At 68.9% G+C, this 15,843-nt stretch carries 20 protein-coding genes and 1 pseudogene; 13 read left to right on the forward strand and 8 right to left on the reverse strand.

What is annotated here, in order from left to right; genetic code table 11:
• The first annotated feature begins 225 nt into the window (after positions 1-225).
• Positions 226-591 (forward strand): cupin domain-containing protein, encoded by a 366-nt coding sequence (locus tag ACFXPL_RS14305; RefSeq protein ID WP_384917762.1) that lies wholly within the window; start codon positions 226-228, stop codon positions 589-591.
• Here the strand turns inward: ACFXPL_RS14305 and ACFXPL_RS14310 are convergent.
• From ACFXPL_RS14310 to ACFXPL_RS14325, 4 genes and pseudogenes are all read right to left on the reverse strand, one after another.
• A pseudogene (locus tag ACFXPL_RS14310) lies at positions 530-1,534 on the reverse strand (ATP-binding cassette domain-containing protein). The gene ACFXPL_RS14305 and the pseudogene ACFXPL_RS14310 overlap by 62 nt on opposite strands.
• On the reverse strand, positions 1,495-2,907 hold the full coding sequence (locus ACFXPL_RS14315; protein ID WP_384917765.1) for an MFS transporter: 1,413 nt from the start codon (positions 2,905-2,907) through the stop codon (positions 1,495-1,497). Before ACFXPL_RS14315 ends, ACFXPL_RS14310 begins: the two are co-directional and overlap by 40 nt.
• Before the next feature lie 191 nt (positions 2,908-3,098).
• Positions 3,099-3,791 carry a hypothetical protein gene (locus ACFXPL_RS14320; protein WP_384917768.1) on the reverse strand — a complete coding sequence of 231 codons (693 nt, stop codon included), beginning with the start codon at positions 3,789-3,791 and terminating at the stop codon, positions 3,099-3,101.
• Between the two features lie 287 nt (positions 3,792-4,078).
• On the reverse strand, positions 4,079-4,894 hold the full coding sequence (locus ACFXPL_RS14325; protein WP_384917771.1) for a DUF3592 domain-containing protein: 816 nt from the start codon (positions 4,892-4,894) through the stop codon (positions 4,079-4,081).
• 88 nt (positions 4,895-4,982) lie between these two features.
• Between ACFXPL_RS14325 and ACFXPL_RS14330 the strand changes: the two genes are divergently transcribed.
• Both ACFXPL_RS14330 and ACFXPL_RS14335 read left to right on the forward strand, forming a co-directional pair.
• Complete coding sequence (locus tag ACFXPL_RS14330; protein ID WP_384917773.1) at positions 4,983-5,174, forward strand: hypothetical protein; 192 nt, start codon at positions 4,983-4,985, stop codon at positions 5,172-5,174.
• A gap of 197 nt (positions 5,175-5,371) precedes the next feature.
• Positions 5,372-6,448 carry a replication-relaxation family protein gene (locus ACFXPL_RS14335; protein ID WP_384917896.1) on the forward strand — a complete coding sequence of 359 codons (1,077 nt, stop codon included), beginning with the start codon at positions 5,372-5,374 and terminating at the stop codon, positions 6,446-6,448.
• Positions 6,449-6,566: 118 nt separating this feature from the next.
• On the opposite strand, the gene ACFXPL_RS14340 is transcribed toward ACFXPL_RS14335, so the two are convergent.
• From ACFXPL_RS14340 to ACFXPL_RS14350, 3 genes are all read right to left on the reverse strand, one after another.
• Entirely contained in the window at positions 6,567-6,722 is a 156-nt protein-coding gene (locus ACFXPL_RS14340; protein WP_384917776.1) for a hypothetical protein, read from the reverse strand.
• 31 nt (positions 6,723-6,753) lie between these two features.
• On the reverse strand, positions 6,754-6,999 hold the full coding sequence (locus ACFXPL_RS14345; protein WP_384917779.1) for a hypothetical protein: 246 nt from the start codon (positions 6,997-6,999) through the stop codon (positions 6,754-6,756).
• A 479-nt stretch (positions 7,000-7,478) separates the two neighbouring features.
• Entirely contained in the window at positions 7,479-8,387 is a 909-nt protein-coding gene (locus ACFXPL_RS14350; protein ID WP_384917782.1) for an AraC family transcriptional regulator, read from the reverse strand.
• An 84-nt stretch (positions 8,388-8,471) separates the two neighbouring features.
• On the opposite strand from ACFXPL_RS14350, the gene ACFXPL_RS14355 reads away from it, so the two are divergent.
• From ACFXPL_RS14355 to ACFXPL_RS14385, 7 genes are all read left to right on the forward strand, one after another.
• Entirely contained in the window at positions 8,472-9,458 is a 987-nt protein-coding gene (locus tag ACFXPL_RS14355; protein ID WP_384917785.1) for an NAD(P)-dependent alcohol dehydrogenase, read from the forward strand.
• Positions 9,459-9,606: 148 nt separating this feature from the next.
• Positions 9,607-9,942, forward strand: a complete 336-nt coding sequence (locus ACFXPL_RS14360; RefSeq protein ID WP_384917788.1) for a hypothetical protein — start codon at positions 9,607-9,609, stop codon at positions 9,940-9,942.
• 383 nt (positions 9,943-10,325) lie between these two features.
• Positions 10,326-10,580, forward strand: a complete 255-nt coding sequence (locus tag ACFXPL_RS14365) for a hypothetical protein (protein WP_384917791.1) — start codon at positions 10,326-10,328, stop codon at positions 10,578-10,580.
• Complete coding sequence (locus ACFXPL_RS14370) at positions 10,549-11,076, forward strand: DUF6879 family protein (protein WP_384917794.1); 528 nt, start codon at positions 10,549-10,551, stop codon at positions 11,074-11,076. Before ACFXPL_RS14365 ends, ACFXPL_RS14370 begins: the two co-directional genes overlap by 32 nt.
• A 28-nt stretch (positions 11,077-11,104) precedes the next feature.
• The gene (locus ACFXPL_RS14375; RefSeq protein ID WP_384917796.1) at positions 11,105-11,956 is read left to right on the forward strand and encodes a helix-turn-helix domain-containing protein; all 852 of its coding nucleotides are present in this window, start codon (positions 11,105-11,107) and stop codon (positions 11,954-11,956) included.
• Between the two features lie 95 nt (positions 11,957-12,051).
• On the forward strand, positions 12,052-12,240 hold the full coding sequence (locus ACFXPL_RS14380; RefSeq protein WP_384917798.1) for a hypothetical protein: 189 nt from the start codon (positions 12,052-12,054) through the stop codon (positions 12,238-12,240).
• A complete protein-coding gene (locus ACFXPL_RS14385; RefSeq protein WP_384917801.1) occupies positions 12,237-12,623 on the forward strand; it encodes a restriction endonuclease in 387 nt (128 codons plus the stop codon). The genes ACFXPL_RS14380 and ACFXPL_RS14385 overlap by 4 nt, the downstream gene beginning before the upstream one ends.
• Positions 12,624-12,866: 243 nt before the next feature.
• Here the strand turns inward: ACFXPL_RS14385 and ACFXPL_RS14390 are convergent, their stop codons facing one another.
• Complete coding sequence (locus ACFXPL_RS14390; protein WP_384917804.1) at positions 12,867-13,277, reverse strand: hypothetical protein; 411 nt, start codon at positions 13,275-13,277, stop codon at positions 12,867-12,869.
• Positions 13,278-13,685: 408 nt separating this feature from the next.
• On the opposite strand from ACFXPL_RS14390, the gene ACFXPL_RS14395 reads away from it, so the two are divergent.
• From ACFXPL_RS14395 to ACFXPL_RS14405, 3 genes are all read left to right on the forward strand, one after another.
• A complete protein-coding gene (locus ACFXPL_RS14395; RefSeq protein WP_384917807.1) occupies positions 13,686-14,054 on the forward strand; it encodes a hypothetical protein in 369 nt (122 codons plus the stop codon).
• A 370-nt stretch (positions 14,055-14,424) separates the two neighbouring features.
• A complete protein-coding gene (locus tag ACFXPL_RS14400) occupies positions 14,425-14,844 on the forward strand; it encodes a hypothetical protein (protein WP_384917808.1) in 420 nt (139 codons plus the stop codon).
• 42 nt (positions 14,845-14,886) lie between these two features.
• The gene (locus ACFXPL_RS14405; RefSeq protein WP_384917811.1) at positions 14,887-15,654 is read left to right on the forward strand and encodes a transposase; all 768 of its coding nucleotides are present in this window, start codon (positions 14,887-14,889) and stop codon (positions 15,652-15,654) included.
• The last annotated feature ends 189 nt before the right edge of the window (positions 15,655-15,843 follow it).

Here is a 15,843-nt window from a genome sequence, read left to right on the forward strand (position 1 = left end):
GGACCGATGTCACCAGGCACATCACGGCGCCGTGACCCGCCGGGGACTACTCGACCCTGGCGCGGGGCGTCCGGTTCCGGGTGCTGTGCGACTCCACAGCCCTCTCGCAGGAGGGATGCGGAGCTGCTCGCGACCGCTTTCCGAGACCTTTGCCGCCCCGGGTGGCCACCGACCCTCCGGCGGCAGCACCATGGAAGGACGAGGGGGCGGTTGGAGGGATCCCTCATGATGGAAGTCAAGACGATCGAAAAGCCCGATGAACGGCGAGACTTTCCGCGGGGCCACCTCGAAGTTCTCCACCTGACCGGGCTGGATTTCGCCGTGGCCACCTTCGAGCCAGGATGGCACTGGACCGAGTCGGTGGGCCCGCTGGCCGGCACGGAGAGCTGCGAGGTCCATCACAACGGCTACGTGGTCCAGGGCAGGATGGGCCTCCGGATGAACGACGGCGCCGAGTGCGAGATCGGGCCCGGGGATGTCTTCGTCTGCCCACCCGGTCATGATGCCTGGGTTGTCGGCGATGAACAGGTCATCCTGTACGACTTCGCCGGCGCGATGGCGCAGGAGTACGGCCGGTCGAGGCAGAGCTGACGACTGCAGGAGCGGTGACGTCACGTATGGCGGCTGTCGTACGCGGTACGCGTCTTCCCACGTACCGCGCGTGACGGTCGAAGGCTGACGGGGAGCCTGCGGAGTTGAGCGAGGACCGCCGTACGCGCGGCCCCCAGGTCGTGCGTGGCCGGACGACTGGCACGCTGTCCGCGACAAGTGCCGTCAGCAGAGCGCTGATCCGTTCCCGGGCCTCCGGGGCCAGCCCCGCGGTCGGTTCGTCGAGAAGCAGCAGGTCCGATTCCTGTGCCAGTCCCTGTGCGATGACGGCGCGTTGACGCTGTCCGCCCGGCAGTTCCCCCAGTTGGCGTGTGGCGAGGTCACCGATGCCGAGCCGCTCCAGCGCGGCCTCCACGGTTGCGTGGGTCCCGGCGGGTCAGCCGACGCCATGGTCCGCGCTCGCCCCAGCGCCCCATCTCACGGTCTGCCGGACGGTGGGCGGCAGGGTGTCACCGGCGGCTCCGCGCTGCGGTACGAACGCGGGTGGCCGTTTTCCGGCGTGCTGGATGTCGCCGGATGCCGGATGGATCACACCGGCGAGAACGCCGAACAGGGTCGACTTGCCGCTGCCGTTCGGTCCGACGAGTGCTGTCGCGGTCCCACCTCGCCATGTCCGCGGTGAGTTGCCGCAGCACGGGGCGTCCCGGGTAGCCGGCGCACAAGTCGGTGAAGTGGATGTGGGGAGTCCGGTTCCGGGGGCGGCGGCCGCGGGGGGCCGCCGACGCGCGTGGGAGCCCCGTCGGATGCCGCCCAGGTCGGCGACGAGGTCACGGTGGTCGTCACCGGGATCGGCCGGGAGCGACGCGCAGGCTGTCCCTCTCCCGACGGCACGTCCTCCTCGACCGCCGGTGACTCCTCCGCGTCCCGTGACGATTCCGCCGCCATTCAGTCGGGGGAGTGGCGGGGTGTCTTCCGCGGGATGCAGAAGAGCGCGAGGGCGGCGGCCACCAGGTACGCGGCCGCGCCGACGGCCATGCTGGTCCGCAGTCCGGCGGTGAAGCCGGCCGTGGAGGCCAGCAGGGAGCCTCCCAGCGCGACGCCTGCGGCACTGCCGACCTGGCGGGTGGTGTTGAACAGGGCGGAGGCGGTGCCGGAGTACGTGTCCGGGGCGGCCGACATCACGGTGGTGGTTGATCCGGTGAGGGCGAAGGACGTCCCGAAGCCCACCGCCATCATCGGCACCACGAGCAGTGGATAGCCAGGGTCAGGTCCAGCCACGGCCCAGCCCGCGAGGCCCGCCGCTCCCAGGAGCATGCCGGTGACCACGAGCGGGCGGTGTCCGGTGCGGCGTGCGAGCCGTCCGGACAGGACAGAGGCGAACATGGTCATGGCCACCGCGGGGAAGAGGGCGAACCCGGTGCGCAGCGCGGTCAGGCCCCGCTGATGCTGGAAGTACAGGCTGGCGGTGAAGATCATGCCGTAGAAGGCGAAGTTGAACAGCAGGCCGATGGCCGCTCCGCCGCTCATCGGGCGGGAGCGCAGCAGCCGCAGGGGCAGCATGGGAGTGCGGGCCAGGTGCTCGCGCAGGACGAACGCGGCGGCTGCCAGCAGGCACAGGCCCGCCCCGGTCAGAATCAGTGGGTCCGTCCAGCCGCGCCGTCCGGCCTCGTTGAGGACGGCGGTGAGCAGGGCCACCACCGCGATGACTGCGCACTGGGCCGGCCAGTCCACGGGACGGTCCGTGCGCCGGGCCGACGCGGGCACGCGGCGCAGCGTGAGCAGCAGGCAGGCACATCCCACGGGCAGATTGATGAAGAACACCCAGCGCCAGCCCACGGTGGTGACCAGGAACCCGCCCAGGAGGGGGCCGGCGGAGGCGGCGATACCTGCCATGGAGCCCCACAGGCCGAAGGCTCGGGAGCGCTCGGCGGGTGAAGGAAAGGCCTGTTGGAGGAGGGCGAGGGAGGCGGGCACGATCAGTGCCGCGCCCACTCCCTCCAACAGTCGGGCGGCGACCAGGGTCCCGGTGCTCCGGGCCAGTCCGCAGCCGGCCGAGGCGACGGTGAACACCACCACCCCGGTGCAGAAGATCCGGCGGTTGCCCAGCCGGTCACCCAGCGCACCGCCGGTGAGCAGCAGGCCGGCGAAGACCAGGGTGTAACCGTTGGTGATCCACTGGATCCCGGTGAGGGACGCCGACAGTTCCCGTCCCACCACCGGAACGGCGACGTTGATGACGGTCACGTCCAGGATGACCATGAAGTAACCCGCGCAGACCGCGAGCAGCGGAGCCAGGGACCGGCCCGAAGGCGCGGACCCACCCGGCCCATGGGCGTGGAGACCACCGGCGCGCACCATGGCACTACGGTATTTCACGAATTGCGCGTTTCGTGGCAGCCCGGCGCCGTGCCCGGCTCTCACGCCGAACGAGTTGTCGGCAACGGCCGGGACGCCGATCGCTGAGGATGACGCGGCAGGCGCGGTCCTCCGTCGCGGGATCGGCGAACCGTCGACGATGAGCCGACCGGCAGAGCGGTAGAACCCTGAGCTCAGGACAGGAAGCTGCCGTAGGGCCCGTTCCGTATCCTGTCCTTCTGCTGCTGGTTGAAGTGACAGTTCGGATAGTCGTAGAACGAGCCTGACATCGGTGTGCCGTCGGTGCGCGAGGAGTCGGGCAGGCCGAGGGCGTGACCCAACTCGTGCACCATGCCGCCGTACCACCGGTTCATCGCGCCGTTGGTCCCGGCGGCACCGTCGGCGTCGTGGCCGCTGAGGATCACCCAGCCGCCACCTCCACCGCCGCCGGAGACACCCGCCTTCTCCGCGCTGACTTCGCCGACGCACAGCCAGCGCGGGTCCGGGGCTCTGAGACCGAACCTGGCCATCAGCTCCTGCTGCATGTTGAAAACCACCCACCAGTACTCTTCACCGCCGTTCGGCGTGTTCTCGTACCAGGCCCGCCCGTGGCTGCCCTGGACCACCTCCACCGCCGGGTCGTTCAGTGTGAACGTCACGCCGAGTTCCTGGCGGTAGAAGCGCTGCGACTCCCGCATGACGCCGGTGATGCCGTCGGGGTACCGCGGGTCGTTCGCCACGTCCGAGGGCTTGAGCCAGAACACGCGTACCGTCCCGGCCGGCGGGTCGGCGGCCGTCCTCCCCGCCGGTTCCGTCGCCGCCTGGGCGGTGCCGGCGAACGCCCCGGAGCCGAGCATCGCGATCCCTCCGGCCGCGGCAGTCAGCACCGCGCGCCGCGTGAACCTGCATCCTTCCACCGGGCATCCTCCCCATCGATGTGTGGACATGACAAACCATGCCTGACGGTCAGTGTGCGATATGCCGACGGTCCGGTGTAGGCGACATCAAGCCGCACTCGTGAGCGCCGAGTTCGCTCTGCCTGCCGGCCCTTCCGGCTCGCTCAGCCGCACAGCGGCCCCTGCCATCCTCAGCGAACGCCCCCCTGGGCCGCCATCCGGACCACTCCTTCCGGCACTCGCCGCGGAAGAGCAGTCCGTCCCCCTGGGCCAGGGCCTCAGAGCAACGCCGCTCCCACCCCGGCCGTCACCGCGAGCACGACGGTCGCCATGATGTGGAACGCCACATCGTGCCTCCCCGAGCGGTGCTCGGCCACGCGGTCCAGCGTGAAGTCGGCCGGATCGGCCGGCGTGTGGTGGACCGTGACATCACGGCCGTACGCGCCGGCGGGGTCCGGGAGATGCGATGTGCAATGGGCGGTGACAGCCGTGCCCCCGCGGGTGGTGAACGACACGACCGGGGTGATGGTGGTCCAGGTGTGGCCGTCGTCCTGGTCGACGCCGACGTCCTTCAGGACCGCGACGACCCGCCCCCGCGCGGTGTCCATCGCGGCCAGCCTGCCGAGGCGATCGTTCTTGCCACGTACCGCCCCGGGCAGCTGAACGGCCCCGACGACCGCCCACGGCCCGCCGAAGCCGACCAGCGCCCACGGCCACCCCCCGTCGACCGCGGTGAGGACCACCAGCCCGACGTAGACAAGGAAGACCGCGAAACCCGGCAGGCACAACCCGCGACCGGGCTCCTCGGGGATGTTGGAGAACCGGTAGGCGTGCGGTCTGCCCCGCGGGTGGCTGACCCCGATCTCCCGGCCCTCCCACGCCGCGGTGATCATCTCGCCGCGCTCACCGTCGTTGGTCGCGGTGACCTGCTGCCCGGAGGCCGGGTCACGATAGGAGACGACCACCGAGATCCCGCCCATCCGGGACCCGCCGTGCCGGGGCTCCCGCACCCGCACGATCCGCCCCGTGAGCCGGACCGTACGCTGCGCCTTGGTCACCCCGGCCAGCGACATGCCGTACCCAACCAGCGCCACCCCACCCCACACCGCGCCACCCCACCCCACACCGCACACCACAGCACCAGAAAATCGACCCACCCCATGCGCCTTCCTCCTGCCGGTCATGCACTCCCTGATCGCGGTGGAGATCGTGTTGCGCGACCGGATCCCGGACGCGGGCAAGAAGCCGCTGCACCAGCTCATCAAGCAGGGCGCCGAATCAGGCATCCTGACGGCCCGGCAGGCGGAGTACCTCGATGACGGCCGTAAAATCCGCAACCGTCTGGTGTGCACGGCCACACCGCGCACGCGGTGATGCCGCCGGCCATGTCGGTGCCGATGGTGACGACCTCGTTCGCGATCGTTTCCGAGCTCTGCGCGGCGCCCGCCGGATGATCACGGCTCGGTAACGGTGCTCAGGTGGATGTCACACCGTTGACTTTCGCCACACCTCTAGCAAGTGACGGGGGATTCCATCTGGACCCCCGCGCCACCTGCGTGAGGAGCCACGTCATGACGTCCACCAGCAGCGCCCGGCAGCCCGCCCCTGAGCCGCGCCCGACCTGGACAAGGGGTGCTGAGCAGTCTCCGGGCGGCCCGGAATCCAGTGCCGCGTCCAGTGCCGTGAACGATTCCAACGTCGTGCCCATTACCGCAGCTCATACCGCCCGTCAGCATGCCTCCCGGCACGCTGACACCTCTCTCTCCTCCCCTGAGACGTCAGCGAAGGGGAAGAGGTCCACTCCCACGGCCGGGAAGGTACGGGCCGATGCGCTGCGGTTGCTGGGGTGTGTGCGGATAGCGACGGTTCGGCAGATGGCTGAGGTGATCACAAGGCAGGAGTCGGATGGGCGGTCGTACGTACGCAGGGCGATGGTGAAACTGGAGGAGCTCGGGCTGGCGGAGACGAACGGCAAGGACGGCAAGCACCAGATCTGGAACCTGACGGTGGCGGGACAGAAGGCTCTGGCAGATGGCAATGAGCTGCCGCTGCGTCCGAAGGCCGGCACCGGAGCGAAGGCCGTGCGAGCCGGGCTCGGTCCACACGGTCTCGCGGTGACGGACATGATGCTCGCCTACACCGACACGGTCCTGTCCGGAGACCGCGAGTGCCTGACCGACTGGCAGGTGGAGGTGAACCACGCCATCAAGCAGACCGGTCTCAGCTCCAACACCGACGCCGTCCTCGCCGTGCCGACGAAGACCAGCGAGGTGCGCCTCTTCGAGCTCGACAACGGCAGCATGTCGCAGGCCCGGCTCGCACGTGAGGTCTGGGACTACGAGCGCTACGCCGGGCACCGCGTCTGGGAGGGCGCCCGCGGCACGATCGGCGGGACGTACCCGTTCTGGCAGCGCCACCGCTACACCCGCTCGAAGACCTTTCCTCGGCTGTATGTCGTCTTGGCGGGCAAGGCGGAGCACTTGCTCGACAACCGCCGCCAGGCGCTCACCGCCGACGTGAAGGGCATCACTGTCGCGGTGTGGGTGAGCACCCTGCCCCAGCTGGAGCGCGGCGAGCCCTGGTACGAGATCGGCGTTGACGACCCGGACCGGCGCCGCCGGCGCTACCCCGAACCGGTCGGCCGCTGACGGGAGCAGGCGAGCCCGCTGCGCGGCTGGGAGCCGCCAGGCCGCACAGCGGGACGGCTCCCGAAGTCGCCGCACCGTCCGGCGGGATGACGAGGGCCACGGCGCGCACTGCGCCTACTCACCGCTCCAGGAGAACGTCGCCGCCCGCGTCCGCGACGCCTTCCCCGTCCTGGGCAGCCCGACCGGCCTCGCCGCCGAAGCGACCGTGTGCGCCCAGCTGCTCCAGACCGTGGCCCGCGGCGACAACCTCACCCTCGAAGACCAGCTCCGGCATTGGTCCGAGGAACTCCGACGCCGATGACGAATCAGCCCGCCCATCCGATGTCACGGACCTCGATCGCCCCGGCGTGCGGCAGGTACTGGGTCCAGCAGCGCCGTCCGAACGCCTCCCGGATCTCCTCCATGGAGCCCGGGTCACGGACATCGGGCCAGGCCCGCGGATCAATCCGCGCGACCTCCACGAGCGCCATCACCTCCCGCCGGGCCCGGTCGTCCGGCAGCTGCGTCATGACCTTCACCGCGAGCTCCTCCACCACCACGCCGTACCGCATTCCGCACACCCCCGTGTGATCGATTCGGGCAGCAGCGTACGAAGGAACGGCCGATCGCGTTCGGGCCTGTGGATAACCCGGATTTCGCGGCGTGGTCGCCCCAACCAGTGGAACCGTGCCATGGCCCCGACCACGGCTGGTCAGCGTCGGGTTCGTCCCGCAGGAGCGACCCGCTATGCTGCCAGACGACTAGTCACCGTGCAGTCGCGTGATGAGTGGACACGGTCGGAGCCGGGCTTGGCTCTGGGCGACGCCGAGGGAGCCTGATCGGGTCGAGGCCGACGACGGACAGGCCGAGGACGGCGAGCTTCGGGGCCAACCCCGATGTCGCAACCGATGGTCACTACGGTCCGGGCGTTCAGTCCGGCGGCGACGGCGATGTACGGGTCGAGGTCGAACCGGTCGCCCTCGTGCACGTCGTAGAAGGCGGCGGGCGGGGGATGGGTGGAGCCTTCGTCTGCCATACGGCCGATCCTGGATCAAGCGGCCTGCGGGCGCCGTCGATTTTTGCGCCAGGCGCCAGGAGAGACGCCTTCACGGCGGGTGAAGACGCGGCTGAGGGCGGTGCCGGTCTCGTAGCCGACCCGCACGGCGATCTCCTGGACGCTCAACGGGGTGTCGCGGAGCAGGGACTTGGCCCGGTAGAGCCGCCACGAGGTGAGGTAGCTCAGCGGCGTCTCCCCGGCCTTGGCGTGGAATGCGGCGGCGAAGGCGGAGCGGGACATGCCGGCGGTACGGGCGAGTTCGGCGACGGTCCACGCCTGCGTGAGGTCGCCGTGCATGGCGTTCATGGCGGCGGAGAGCTGAGGGTCGCGGAGCGCGGCGAGCCAGCCGACGCCGCCGCCGCTGCCGATGGAGGCGCAGCAGGCTCGCATCGCCTGCACGAAAAGCACATCGGCGAGTCGGCTGGCGATCAGTGCGGAGCCGACGCCGCCCTCGGATGCCTCGGCGTCGAGCAGGTCGAAGGTGGCACGAAGCGACCGGCCGGCGGCGTTGCCAAGATCGATGCGCAGCAACGGCGGCAAAGCGTCGAAGAGCGGTCCCGCGGCGGCGATGTCGAAGGAGAACCGGCCGGAGAGGATCACCGTCCGCTCCCCATCGCCGCCGTGGCCCTCGGACAGCGACTCGCAGTCTACGAGGGCGCGGCCAGGCGCGTCCTGGAGCGTGAACTCGACGTTGCTCTGAACCAGGCAGCAGTCGCCGGCGACGAGCAGTTGCGGTTCGTCGAGCGACTTCGTGCCGAGCCAGCAGGAGCCCTCCGTGACCAGCAGCAGCCGGGCGGAGTCGCGCGACCGCACGGAGATGCCCCACGGTGCGCCGAGGTTGAGCCGGGCGTACCGGGAGGGCCTGATGCTCATCGTGGTGAGCACGGTGTCGACGAGATCCATGACTCCTCGGCCCTGGACGATCGGTTGTAAACTTTGGACTCCAGGATACTGGTCGTCCAGCCCGGGCATTTTAGTGTCAAGATCATGCAGTCATACCGATTGAATGCCGACCGCGTCCTCGAACTGGTAGAGGGCCCCACGCCCACGCCCGGACGTGGCCAAGTCCTGATCCGCGTCAAGGCCACCTCCCTGAACAGCCGTGACATGGTGATCGCCAGCGGCCTCTACCCGTTCCCGCCACTGCCGAACCTGATCCAGCTCTCCGACGCCGCCGGCGTGATCGAGGCTGTTGGGCCGGACACCACCCGGTTCCGGGTCGGTGACCGCGTGGTCAACTCGTTCAACCCGACATGGTACGGTGGCCTGTTGCGAAAGTTGGGCCAGATGTACGGCACCGACATCGACGGTTGGCTCAGCGGCTACGCCGTCGTCGACGAGAACGTCCTGGTCTCGATGCCCGAGCACCTCAGCTTCGAGGAGGCGGCGACGCTGCCGTGCGCGGCCTTGACCGGCTGGTCCGCCGTGGCCGGCGTCGGGCCTGGCGACACTGTGCTGGTGCAGGGCAGCGGCGGCGTGTCGCTGTTCGCGTTGCAGTTCGCCCGCACCGTCGGCGCTCGAGTCATCGCCACCACCTCCAGCGAGGCCAAGGCCGAGCGCCTGCGCGAACTCGGCGCCTCCGACGTCGTCAACTACGCCGAGACCCCTGACTGGGGCTCCGTCGTCCGCAAGCTCACCGACGACCGTGGCGTCGACATCGTCGTCGAAGTCGGCGGTGCCGCCACCATCTCCCAGTCCGTGGAGGCCCTCGCCCTGCACGGCACCATCTCCCTGGTCGGCCACCTCGGCGGCGCCGGGCAGGGCATGGACCTGATGCCTCTCTCCCTCCGCTTCGCCACACTCCGCGCGATCGGCGTCGGAAGCCGTAGCGACCTGGAGGAGATGAACCGCGTCATAGCCCAACACCGCGTCCGCCCCGTGATCGATCGAGTCTTCCCCTTCTCCGAGGCCCTACAAGCATTCGAGCACTTCGCGCACGGCTCACGTTTCGGCAAGGTCGTGGTCAGCCACTAGGCGCGTACAGCCCCCCGCCGTCAGCTCCCACGCAGCAGGCGATCCCGGGTGAAGGTCGTCCTCCAAGGACAGCTGGCTCCGCCTTGCCCGCGAACTGCGGGCGGCGGGCCTGATCCAGGCCGCCGACCACCTCCTGGCCGTCGACGCCGTGACCACAGAGGCGAGCACCTGGTTCTCCGCAGGAGAGGAGATTGAGGAGCTCTTCTACTACACCGACAACAAGCGGGTCCAGCGGACGTATGACGCCTGCTCAGACGCCGCTGACGCAGCCCTGAACCGGGCTGGGTTCGACAGGCAATCGGGGGACTCCGACGCAGAGGCGTACCACGCGGCCTTCCTCGCCCTGTCGAAGGCCGGGACGCTGCCCGGCGGCCGTACGCTCGCCCGCGCCGCCCTCGACGTCTTCGCCGACGACGCGACGTGGTGCTCGGACGTCATCCGCTCCAGGGGGCGGCTATGTCGTCTCAGTTGTATTGCGGCCTGATGGACTTCTAGCAGATCTCTGAGCTGCGATGCTGCAATGAGTGAGAATGCGATCAGGTGAGATCTGACCGGCCAAAAAGCGCTTTGACCTGCGAGGCTGCAAGGATTGAGACCAGCCTGCAACTCCATTGAGAGGGCTTCAAGTAGGGCAGTGGGTCGGATGTGCGCGGCGCACCGGCGCGGGCATCGGGGTGTGTTCCATGGCCGCACGGTAGAGGCACCGCACCCCCGGACACCGCAGTCGCGGCGCTTGCTCACCCGGACGGACCAGATGTCGTCACAGCCACCGCCGACCGGCACAGGAGAGAGGCCCTTGACGCCGTCACCCGCCTGCGGGACGGTCGGTGCGCAACTACACGCAACTGGCTTTCTCCGGAGGCGATCATGGCGTTACTTTTCTTCGGTACGGACCCGAACTCGGGCGGAGGGAACTGCCCCGCGGTGTGGGTGGACACCGACGCCGCTCAGGGGCCGGAACTCGTTCTCCAGGGCAAGGCCGCCGACGCGATGACCCAGACTGCCTGCAGTCAGGACAGTCCGCCGGCGGATGACGAGGCGGTCATCCGTATCCCGGTCCGGATGGTGGACCAGATCAGGAAGGCGTGTGATGCCGCAGAAGCCGCCGGCCCTCAGCTTTGAGGACCTGCTCGACTCCGCCCGGCAGCACGCCCTGCACCTGGAGCTGCGGGACGTCTACGCCGTGGGGGAGGAGCGGGAGGTCTACGACGCGTTCCTGCGGGACGGGAGCGTACCCGCGGACGACTCGGAGTACTGGAGCAGCTGGCTGCCGCTGGTGGAGCGAACCGTTGCCCGCGGGGTGAAAGTCCTGCGGGCCCGGATCGTCTGCGAGCCCGTCACCGACTACATCCGCTTCGAGCACGCCATCACCGACGCCAACCTCCGCGCCGGAGAGGACGTCCGCTGGCTTGGCCGCCGCCACGCTTCCACGCTCACGCTTCCGGGCAACGACTTCTGGCTCATCGACGACCAGGTCGTACGCTTCAACGTCTTCTCCGGTGACGGCCAAGCCCTGGAGCCCGACCACACCGAGGACCCGCAGGCCATCAAGCTGTGTGCCGAGGCGTTCCGCTCGGTGTGGGACCTGGCCACCCCGCACGCCGACTACCGCATCTGACCCACGCACACCCAAGGGCCGCCACCTCATGACGACCACCTCTCCCTCGTCCAGCGCCCAGTCGGCCCGCGAGGCGCTCGCCGTGCGGCTCACGCACCTGCGCAAGGATGCCGGCCTCACCGGGAAGGAACTCTCGGCCCGGTGCGGCTGGCATCCCGCCAAGACCACCCGAATCCAAAAGGGCGACGCCCTGCCCTCGGACTCCGACATCCGCACCTGGTGCGAGGCGTGCGACGCCGACGATCAGGCCGACGACCTCATCGCCACCGCCCGCGCCGTCGACTCGATGTACATGGAGTGGCGCCGCCTGCACCGCAACGGCATGCGCCAGGTCCAACAGGACTGGTACACCCTTCACCAGCAGACCCGGATCTGCCGCGTCTACCTCTCCAACATGCCGCCCGGCTTCCTCCAGACCCCGGCGTTCGCGACCGCGCTCATGAACCAGATCACCCGCTTCCAGGGCACCCCCGACGACGTCACCGAAGCGGTCGCCGCCCGGGTCGCCCGCTCCCGGTTCCTCTATGAAGGCGGCCACCGCTACGTCGTCCTCATGGAGGAATCCGTCCTGCGCTTCCGCACCGCCCACCCCGACGCCATGCGCGGGCAGCTGCGCCACCTCCTGACCGTGATGCCGCTCGCGTCCCTCTCGCTGGGGATCATCCCGTTCACCGCGCAACGCACCGTGTGGCCGCTGGAAGCGTTCTACGTCCACGACGACACCACGGCCGTGGTGGAGACGCTGACGGCGGAGATCAAGGTGACGCAGCCGCGCGAGCTCGCCGACTACGCGAAGGCGTTCGCCGGCCTCGCGGAGATGGCCGTGTACGGCGACGACGCCCGCGCCCTCATCGAGGCCGCGATCGACGCCCTGGGGTGAAGTTCCGCAATTACCCGCAATCTCGTTGAGGAACGACCAGCGGCCTCCGTAGCGTCGAACGACACCGACGCACCCCAGTAACGGAGGCGGTGCCCATGAGCGCACCCACACCCGCCGGCCCCCAACCGGAAGGCCCCGGCCTTCAGCCGCCCGACTTCGGCCGGCCTTCCCCGGCGCTGATCGCCCGCGCAGACCGCGGCTACGCCCGCTTCCTCGCCGGCCAGGCCCCGGACGCCAGCACCGGCGATCACGACCAGGACGACGATGCGGCGGGCACCCGATGAGCGACACGCACGTCGTGCTCTACGATCCCTTCGGGCTGATCGAGGCCGAACTCCCCCTGGACCGCGCCCCGTACGAAGCACTCGTCACCGCCGTGCTCGCGTGGACGGACCCGCACCTCGAACCCCGCGACTACGAGCAGATCGCCCTCCAACTCACCGGGCACGCCCGCGCGGTGGCCGCCGATGTCCGGCGCCACGCCGCCGCCCTGCCCAAGAGCGACGGCCGCGGCGCCCTCGCCGAAGTCGTCCTCCGCGAAGCCGACGGCGGCCTGTCCGTACCGCTCAAGGGCACCGCTCAGTGCGTCCAGAACCGCGCCCGCCTCGCACGGGCCCTCTACACGCGGCTGGACCGCCTCATCGAACCCCTCCCGGCCGCCACGTAGCCCGAGGGGCGTGGCCAAGATCCCAGGGCCTATGCGCACACCAGTTCGATGCCGCCACCTCCGGGCCCACAGCATCAAACTGGAGTGCGTGTAGACCCTGGGAGCGGTGCCGCTGGCCCCGGACAGCGAACGACCCCGGGCCGCTCGTGCGCCCCGGGGTCGCCGGTCCCACCCCCGCTCACTAGCCGTCGGGTGCGCTGCCCACCTACGTGATCGGCTGCACGGGCCGTGGGCGGCAGGCGGCTACTTGGGGGCCGTGAACGAAATGGTGCCCGTTCCCTTGAAGTACTTGCCGTCGTCGAGCTTCCCGAGTTCAAGTTCGAACGTCCCCGGCTTGAGCCCCCTACCAATAACGGCCTTCTCACCCGCACGGCACTTGATCGTCTTGGTGCCGATGTCGGTGTTGATTCCGTCGGTTGCCCGTAGCAGCACGGTCATGTCCCGCTTGGGATAGTTGCAGTTCTTGACGGTGAAGTGAACAGCGTCACCGCCGGTCTTGAACTCGGGTGTCAGCCAGAGGTGGCTGTAGTTGAAGTTCACCGTCCGGCTGGCAGCGTGGGCCTGTGCGGCCTGCATGACGCCGAGAGCGCAGGCGCAGCACAAGGCGACAGAGGCTCGGGACAGACGCCGCTTCACGGTATGTGCATGGATCATGTAACCCTCTTCCGGAGGCAGGGCGAGAGGGCCAATTTTCTCGGACCGGGCGTCAGGGAGGTATCACACGCACGAGTGACAGCAGCCCCGCGATGTTGCCCGTTGAGACTGCAAGCAGGTCTCCGGGCACTTGGTTCCAAACGCGTCTCTATCGTGTTGCTCGGGTCATGCCGCCCATTCCAGTTCGAGGGCGGCGAGCGCCTGGAGCTTGTCAGCAGTGAGCTGGCGCGGCGGGAACGCCGCCGGAAAACTGCTGTACACATGGCGACGTGAAGCTCACCGACCTCAGCCCTCTGATGGCACGCCGTGAAGGCGGCGGCCTCAACTTCGACCGTTTCCGCGTCGCTCCTGCGCTGCCCCCACTTCAGTGGCCAGACGACGTCCTGGAGCAGTTCCTCTTCGATCACGGTGAATGCCGGCTTCACGCGCGACTACGGCGGCATCGACCTACGCCAGATCATCTGGCGGCTCGAAACGATCCCGGCCGCGGACTTCGAGCAGATGCCGACCGGAGCGTCCGACGCCGGCTGCATCGAGAGCTACGCCGCCGAACCGGTGTACTGGGTCAAGGTGCGGCCCCCGGAAGTCGGCCGGCACTGGGAGGACCACGGGACGTGGCTGCGCCCACCGCTCCTCCTCGACCGGCGCCTCCTGGACCCGGCGGACAGCGGACTGCAGGTCCTGGAGGGCCGCACCCGCGTCGGAGTGCTGCGCGGCCGCCTCCGCGAGCAGCTGCGCGTCGCTCCCGCCCACCAGGCATGGGTGGGACGTCCGTGAGAACCTGCCGTGTCTCGCTGCGTACGCAGCGAGCACCGAGGTGTTTCCGAGTGACAAATCTGCTAACGATCACCAGATGGATGATGCGCTGACCTGGAGATCTAGTGATCGTTTCGGGATTGTGCGCTGTAGCGCGGTGCGGCTCTGAGCTGGGTTTCCGGGGAGCTTTGGGATCTAGAGAAGCGCTGAGGTGCAGGTTTAGTGATCGTTTCGGAATGTAGTGATCGGCTCTGGATTCTTTTATTGCTGCGTGGTCCGGGTAGCTAAGGGTTGTCCCGTAAGCGATCTTCGACCGGTTACGGTCAGAGCCCCGCACACGGGCGACCGAGCCCTGATGGCAGGATGATTGCCCCGACGATCCTGAGGGGCCATGCCCGTGCACACCCCTGCCGACTACCTCGAACTGGCGCATGCTGAGAACGACACCGCCGTCCTGCATCGACTCTCGCGTTGTCCATACCCCTTCGTCTGGCAGGCGCTGGCCGCCAATCCCTCAACGGCGCCCGGCACGCTGCTGGAACTGAGCACGGCCCATGACAGTGCGTGGAACGACAACAGGCTCCTTCGCCTGCTGGCGGAGCATCCGAGTGCCGACCACGCAGTGCTGCGAGCCGTCCGTGACACCGTGGCGGCGAAGCTCGCCGAAGGCGAACGACCCTATGCCGCTGTGCTCGCGCTCGCAGGTCGGACAGAACTTCCGGCGGCGGAAGTGAGAGAACTCGGGACTCTGCGTGGGGCTTCTGCTCGTCTGCGCAGTCAGCTGGACCGGCACCTCGGGCTCCGTATTTGATCCATGCACATCCCGGCCGGCCTCAGATGGAACGATCTTGGTGTGACTGCAGTGATCACGGCGTCGGTGCCGTCCTGGATAGGTCCCTTCACCGGGCTGAGCCCGCGCTGCTTCGGCAAGCTGGTGACCGCCGTGCGGCGCGAGACCGCTGCCGAGCTTCAGCGTGGGCGGCCTTGGGGGCTCCCACTTGAGGATCGCATTCTGCTTGTCACGGCTTACTGGCGCACAAACTTGACGATGCGCCTGATTGCACCGCTGTTCGGCATCTCGAAGTCCGCGGCGGACCGGATCATCGGCCACCTTGGGCCGTTGCTCGCGCTGCAGCCACGCCAGCGGTTCCGCAAAGACAGCGTGCTGATCGTGGATGGCACCCTGGTGCCCACTCGCGACCATGCGGTGGCCGAGCAGTCGAAGAACTACCGCTACTCCACAGCCCATCAGGTGGTCATCGACGCCGACACCCGCCTGGTCGTCATGGTCGGCCGGCCCCTGCCCGGCAACCGGCACGACTCCCGCGGCTGGGAAGAATCCGGAGCCAAGGCCGCCGTCGGCAAAACGATGACCATCGCCGACGGCGGCTACCAAGGCCCCGGACTGGTCATCCCACACCGCCGACGCAAAGGCGAGGAACTTCCGGCTTGGAAAGAGGAACACAACCACTCCCACAAGCAGGTCCGGGCCCGCGTCGAGCACACCTTCGCCCGCATGAAGGGTTGGAAGATCCTGCGCGACTGCCGACTCAAAGGCGACGGAGTCCATCACGCGATGCTCGGCATCGCCCGACTGCACAACCTCGCTCTCGCCGGATAAGCACAGGGGCAGCGCGGCGACCGACTCCGGCTCCACCAACTCCAAGATCGTTACGGGGCAACCCTTAGGTTTGTGCTGGTCAGGAGTTGGTCTGGCGGATCGCGTCTGTGGCCGACTACGGCGAGAAGCAAGGGCGCCCGCCGGTGGGCTCAGCCGCGGTCGGTTGTTCGTGGGCAGCACGGCGGGGGA

The sequence above is a fragment of the Streptomyces sp. NPDC059092 genome (assembly GCF_042756365.1).
Taxonomy (GTDB): Bacteria; Actinomycetota; Actinomycetes; order Streptomycetales; family Streptomycetaceae; genus Streptomyces.

What these genes read in the sequence shown, in the direction of transcription:
- ACFXPL_RS14330 (WP_384917773.1), top strand. Translation starts at nt 4,983, where the DNA reads ATGCACTCCCTGATCGCGGTGGAGATCGTGTTGCGCGACCGGATCCCG.
- ACFXPL_RS14385 (WP_384917801.1), top strand. Translation starts at nt 12,237, where the DNA reads ATGAGCGACACGCACGTCGTGCTCTACGATCCCTTCGGGCTGATCGAG.
- ACFXPL_RS14345 (WP_384917779.1), bottom strand. Translation starts at nt 6,999, where the DNA reads ATGCGGTACGGCGTGGTGGTGGAGGAGCTCGCGGTGAAGGTCATGACG.
- ACFXPL_RS14355 (WP_384917785.1), top strand. Translation starts at nt 8,472, where the DNA reads ATGCAGTCATACCGATTGAATGCCGACCGCGTCCTCGAACTGGTAGAG.
- ACFXPL_RS14315 (WP_384917765.1), bottom strand. Translation starts at nt 2,907, where the DNA reads ATGGTGCGCGCCGGTGGTCTCCACGCCCATGGGCCGGGTGGGTCCGCG.
- ACFXPL_RS14335 (WP_384917896.1), top strand. Translation starts at nt 5,372, where the DNA reads ATGACGTCCACCAGCAGCGCCCGGCAGCCCGCCCCTGAGCCGCGCCCG.
- ACFXPL_RS14375 (WP_384917796.1), top strand. Translation starts at nt 11,105, where the DNA reads ATGACGACCACCTCTCCCTCGTCCAGCGCCCAGTCGGCCCGCGAGGCG.
- ACFXPL_RS14305 (WP_384917762.1), top strand. Translation starts at nt 226, where the DNA reads ATGATGGAAGTCAAGACGATCGAAAAGCCCGATGAACGGCGAGACTTT.
- ACFXPL_RS14340 (WP_384917776.1), bottom strand. Translation starts at nt 6,722, where the DNA reads ATGCCGGAGCTGGTCTTCGAGGGTGAGGTTGTCGCCGCGGGCCACGGT.
- ACFXPL_RS14365 (WP_384917791.1), top strand. Translation starts at nt 10,326, where the DNA reads ATGGCGTTACTTTTCTTCGGTACGGACCCGAACTCGGGCGGAGGGAAC.
- ACFXPL_RS14370 (WP_384917794.1), top strand. Translation starts at nt 10,549, where the DNA reads ATGCCGCAGAAGCCGCCGGCCCTCAGCTTTGAGGACCTGCTCGACTCC.
- ACFXPL_RS14390 (WP_384917804.1), bottom strand. Translation starts at nt 13,277, where the DNA reads ATGATCCATGCACATACCGTGAAGCGGCGTCTGTCCCGAGCCTCTGTC.
- ACFXPL_RS14350 (WP_384917782.1), bottom strand. Translation starts at nt 8,387, where the DNA reads ATGGATCTCGTCGACACCGTGCTCACCACGATGAGCATCAGGCCCTCC.
- ACFXPL_RS14400 (WP_384917808.1), top strand. Translation starts at nt 14,425, where the DNA reads ATGCCCGTGCACACCCCTGCCGACTACCTCGAACTGGCGCATGCTGAG.
- ACFXPL_RS14380 (WP_384917798.1), top strand. Translation starts at nt 12,052, where the DNA reads ATGAGCGCACCCACACCCGCCGGCCCCCAACCGGAAGGCCCCGGCCTT.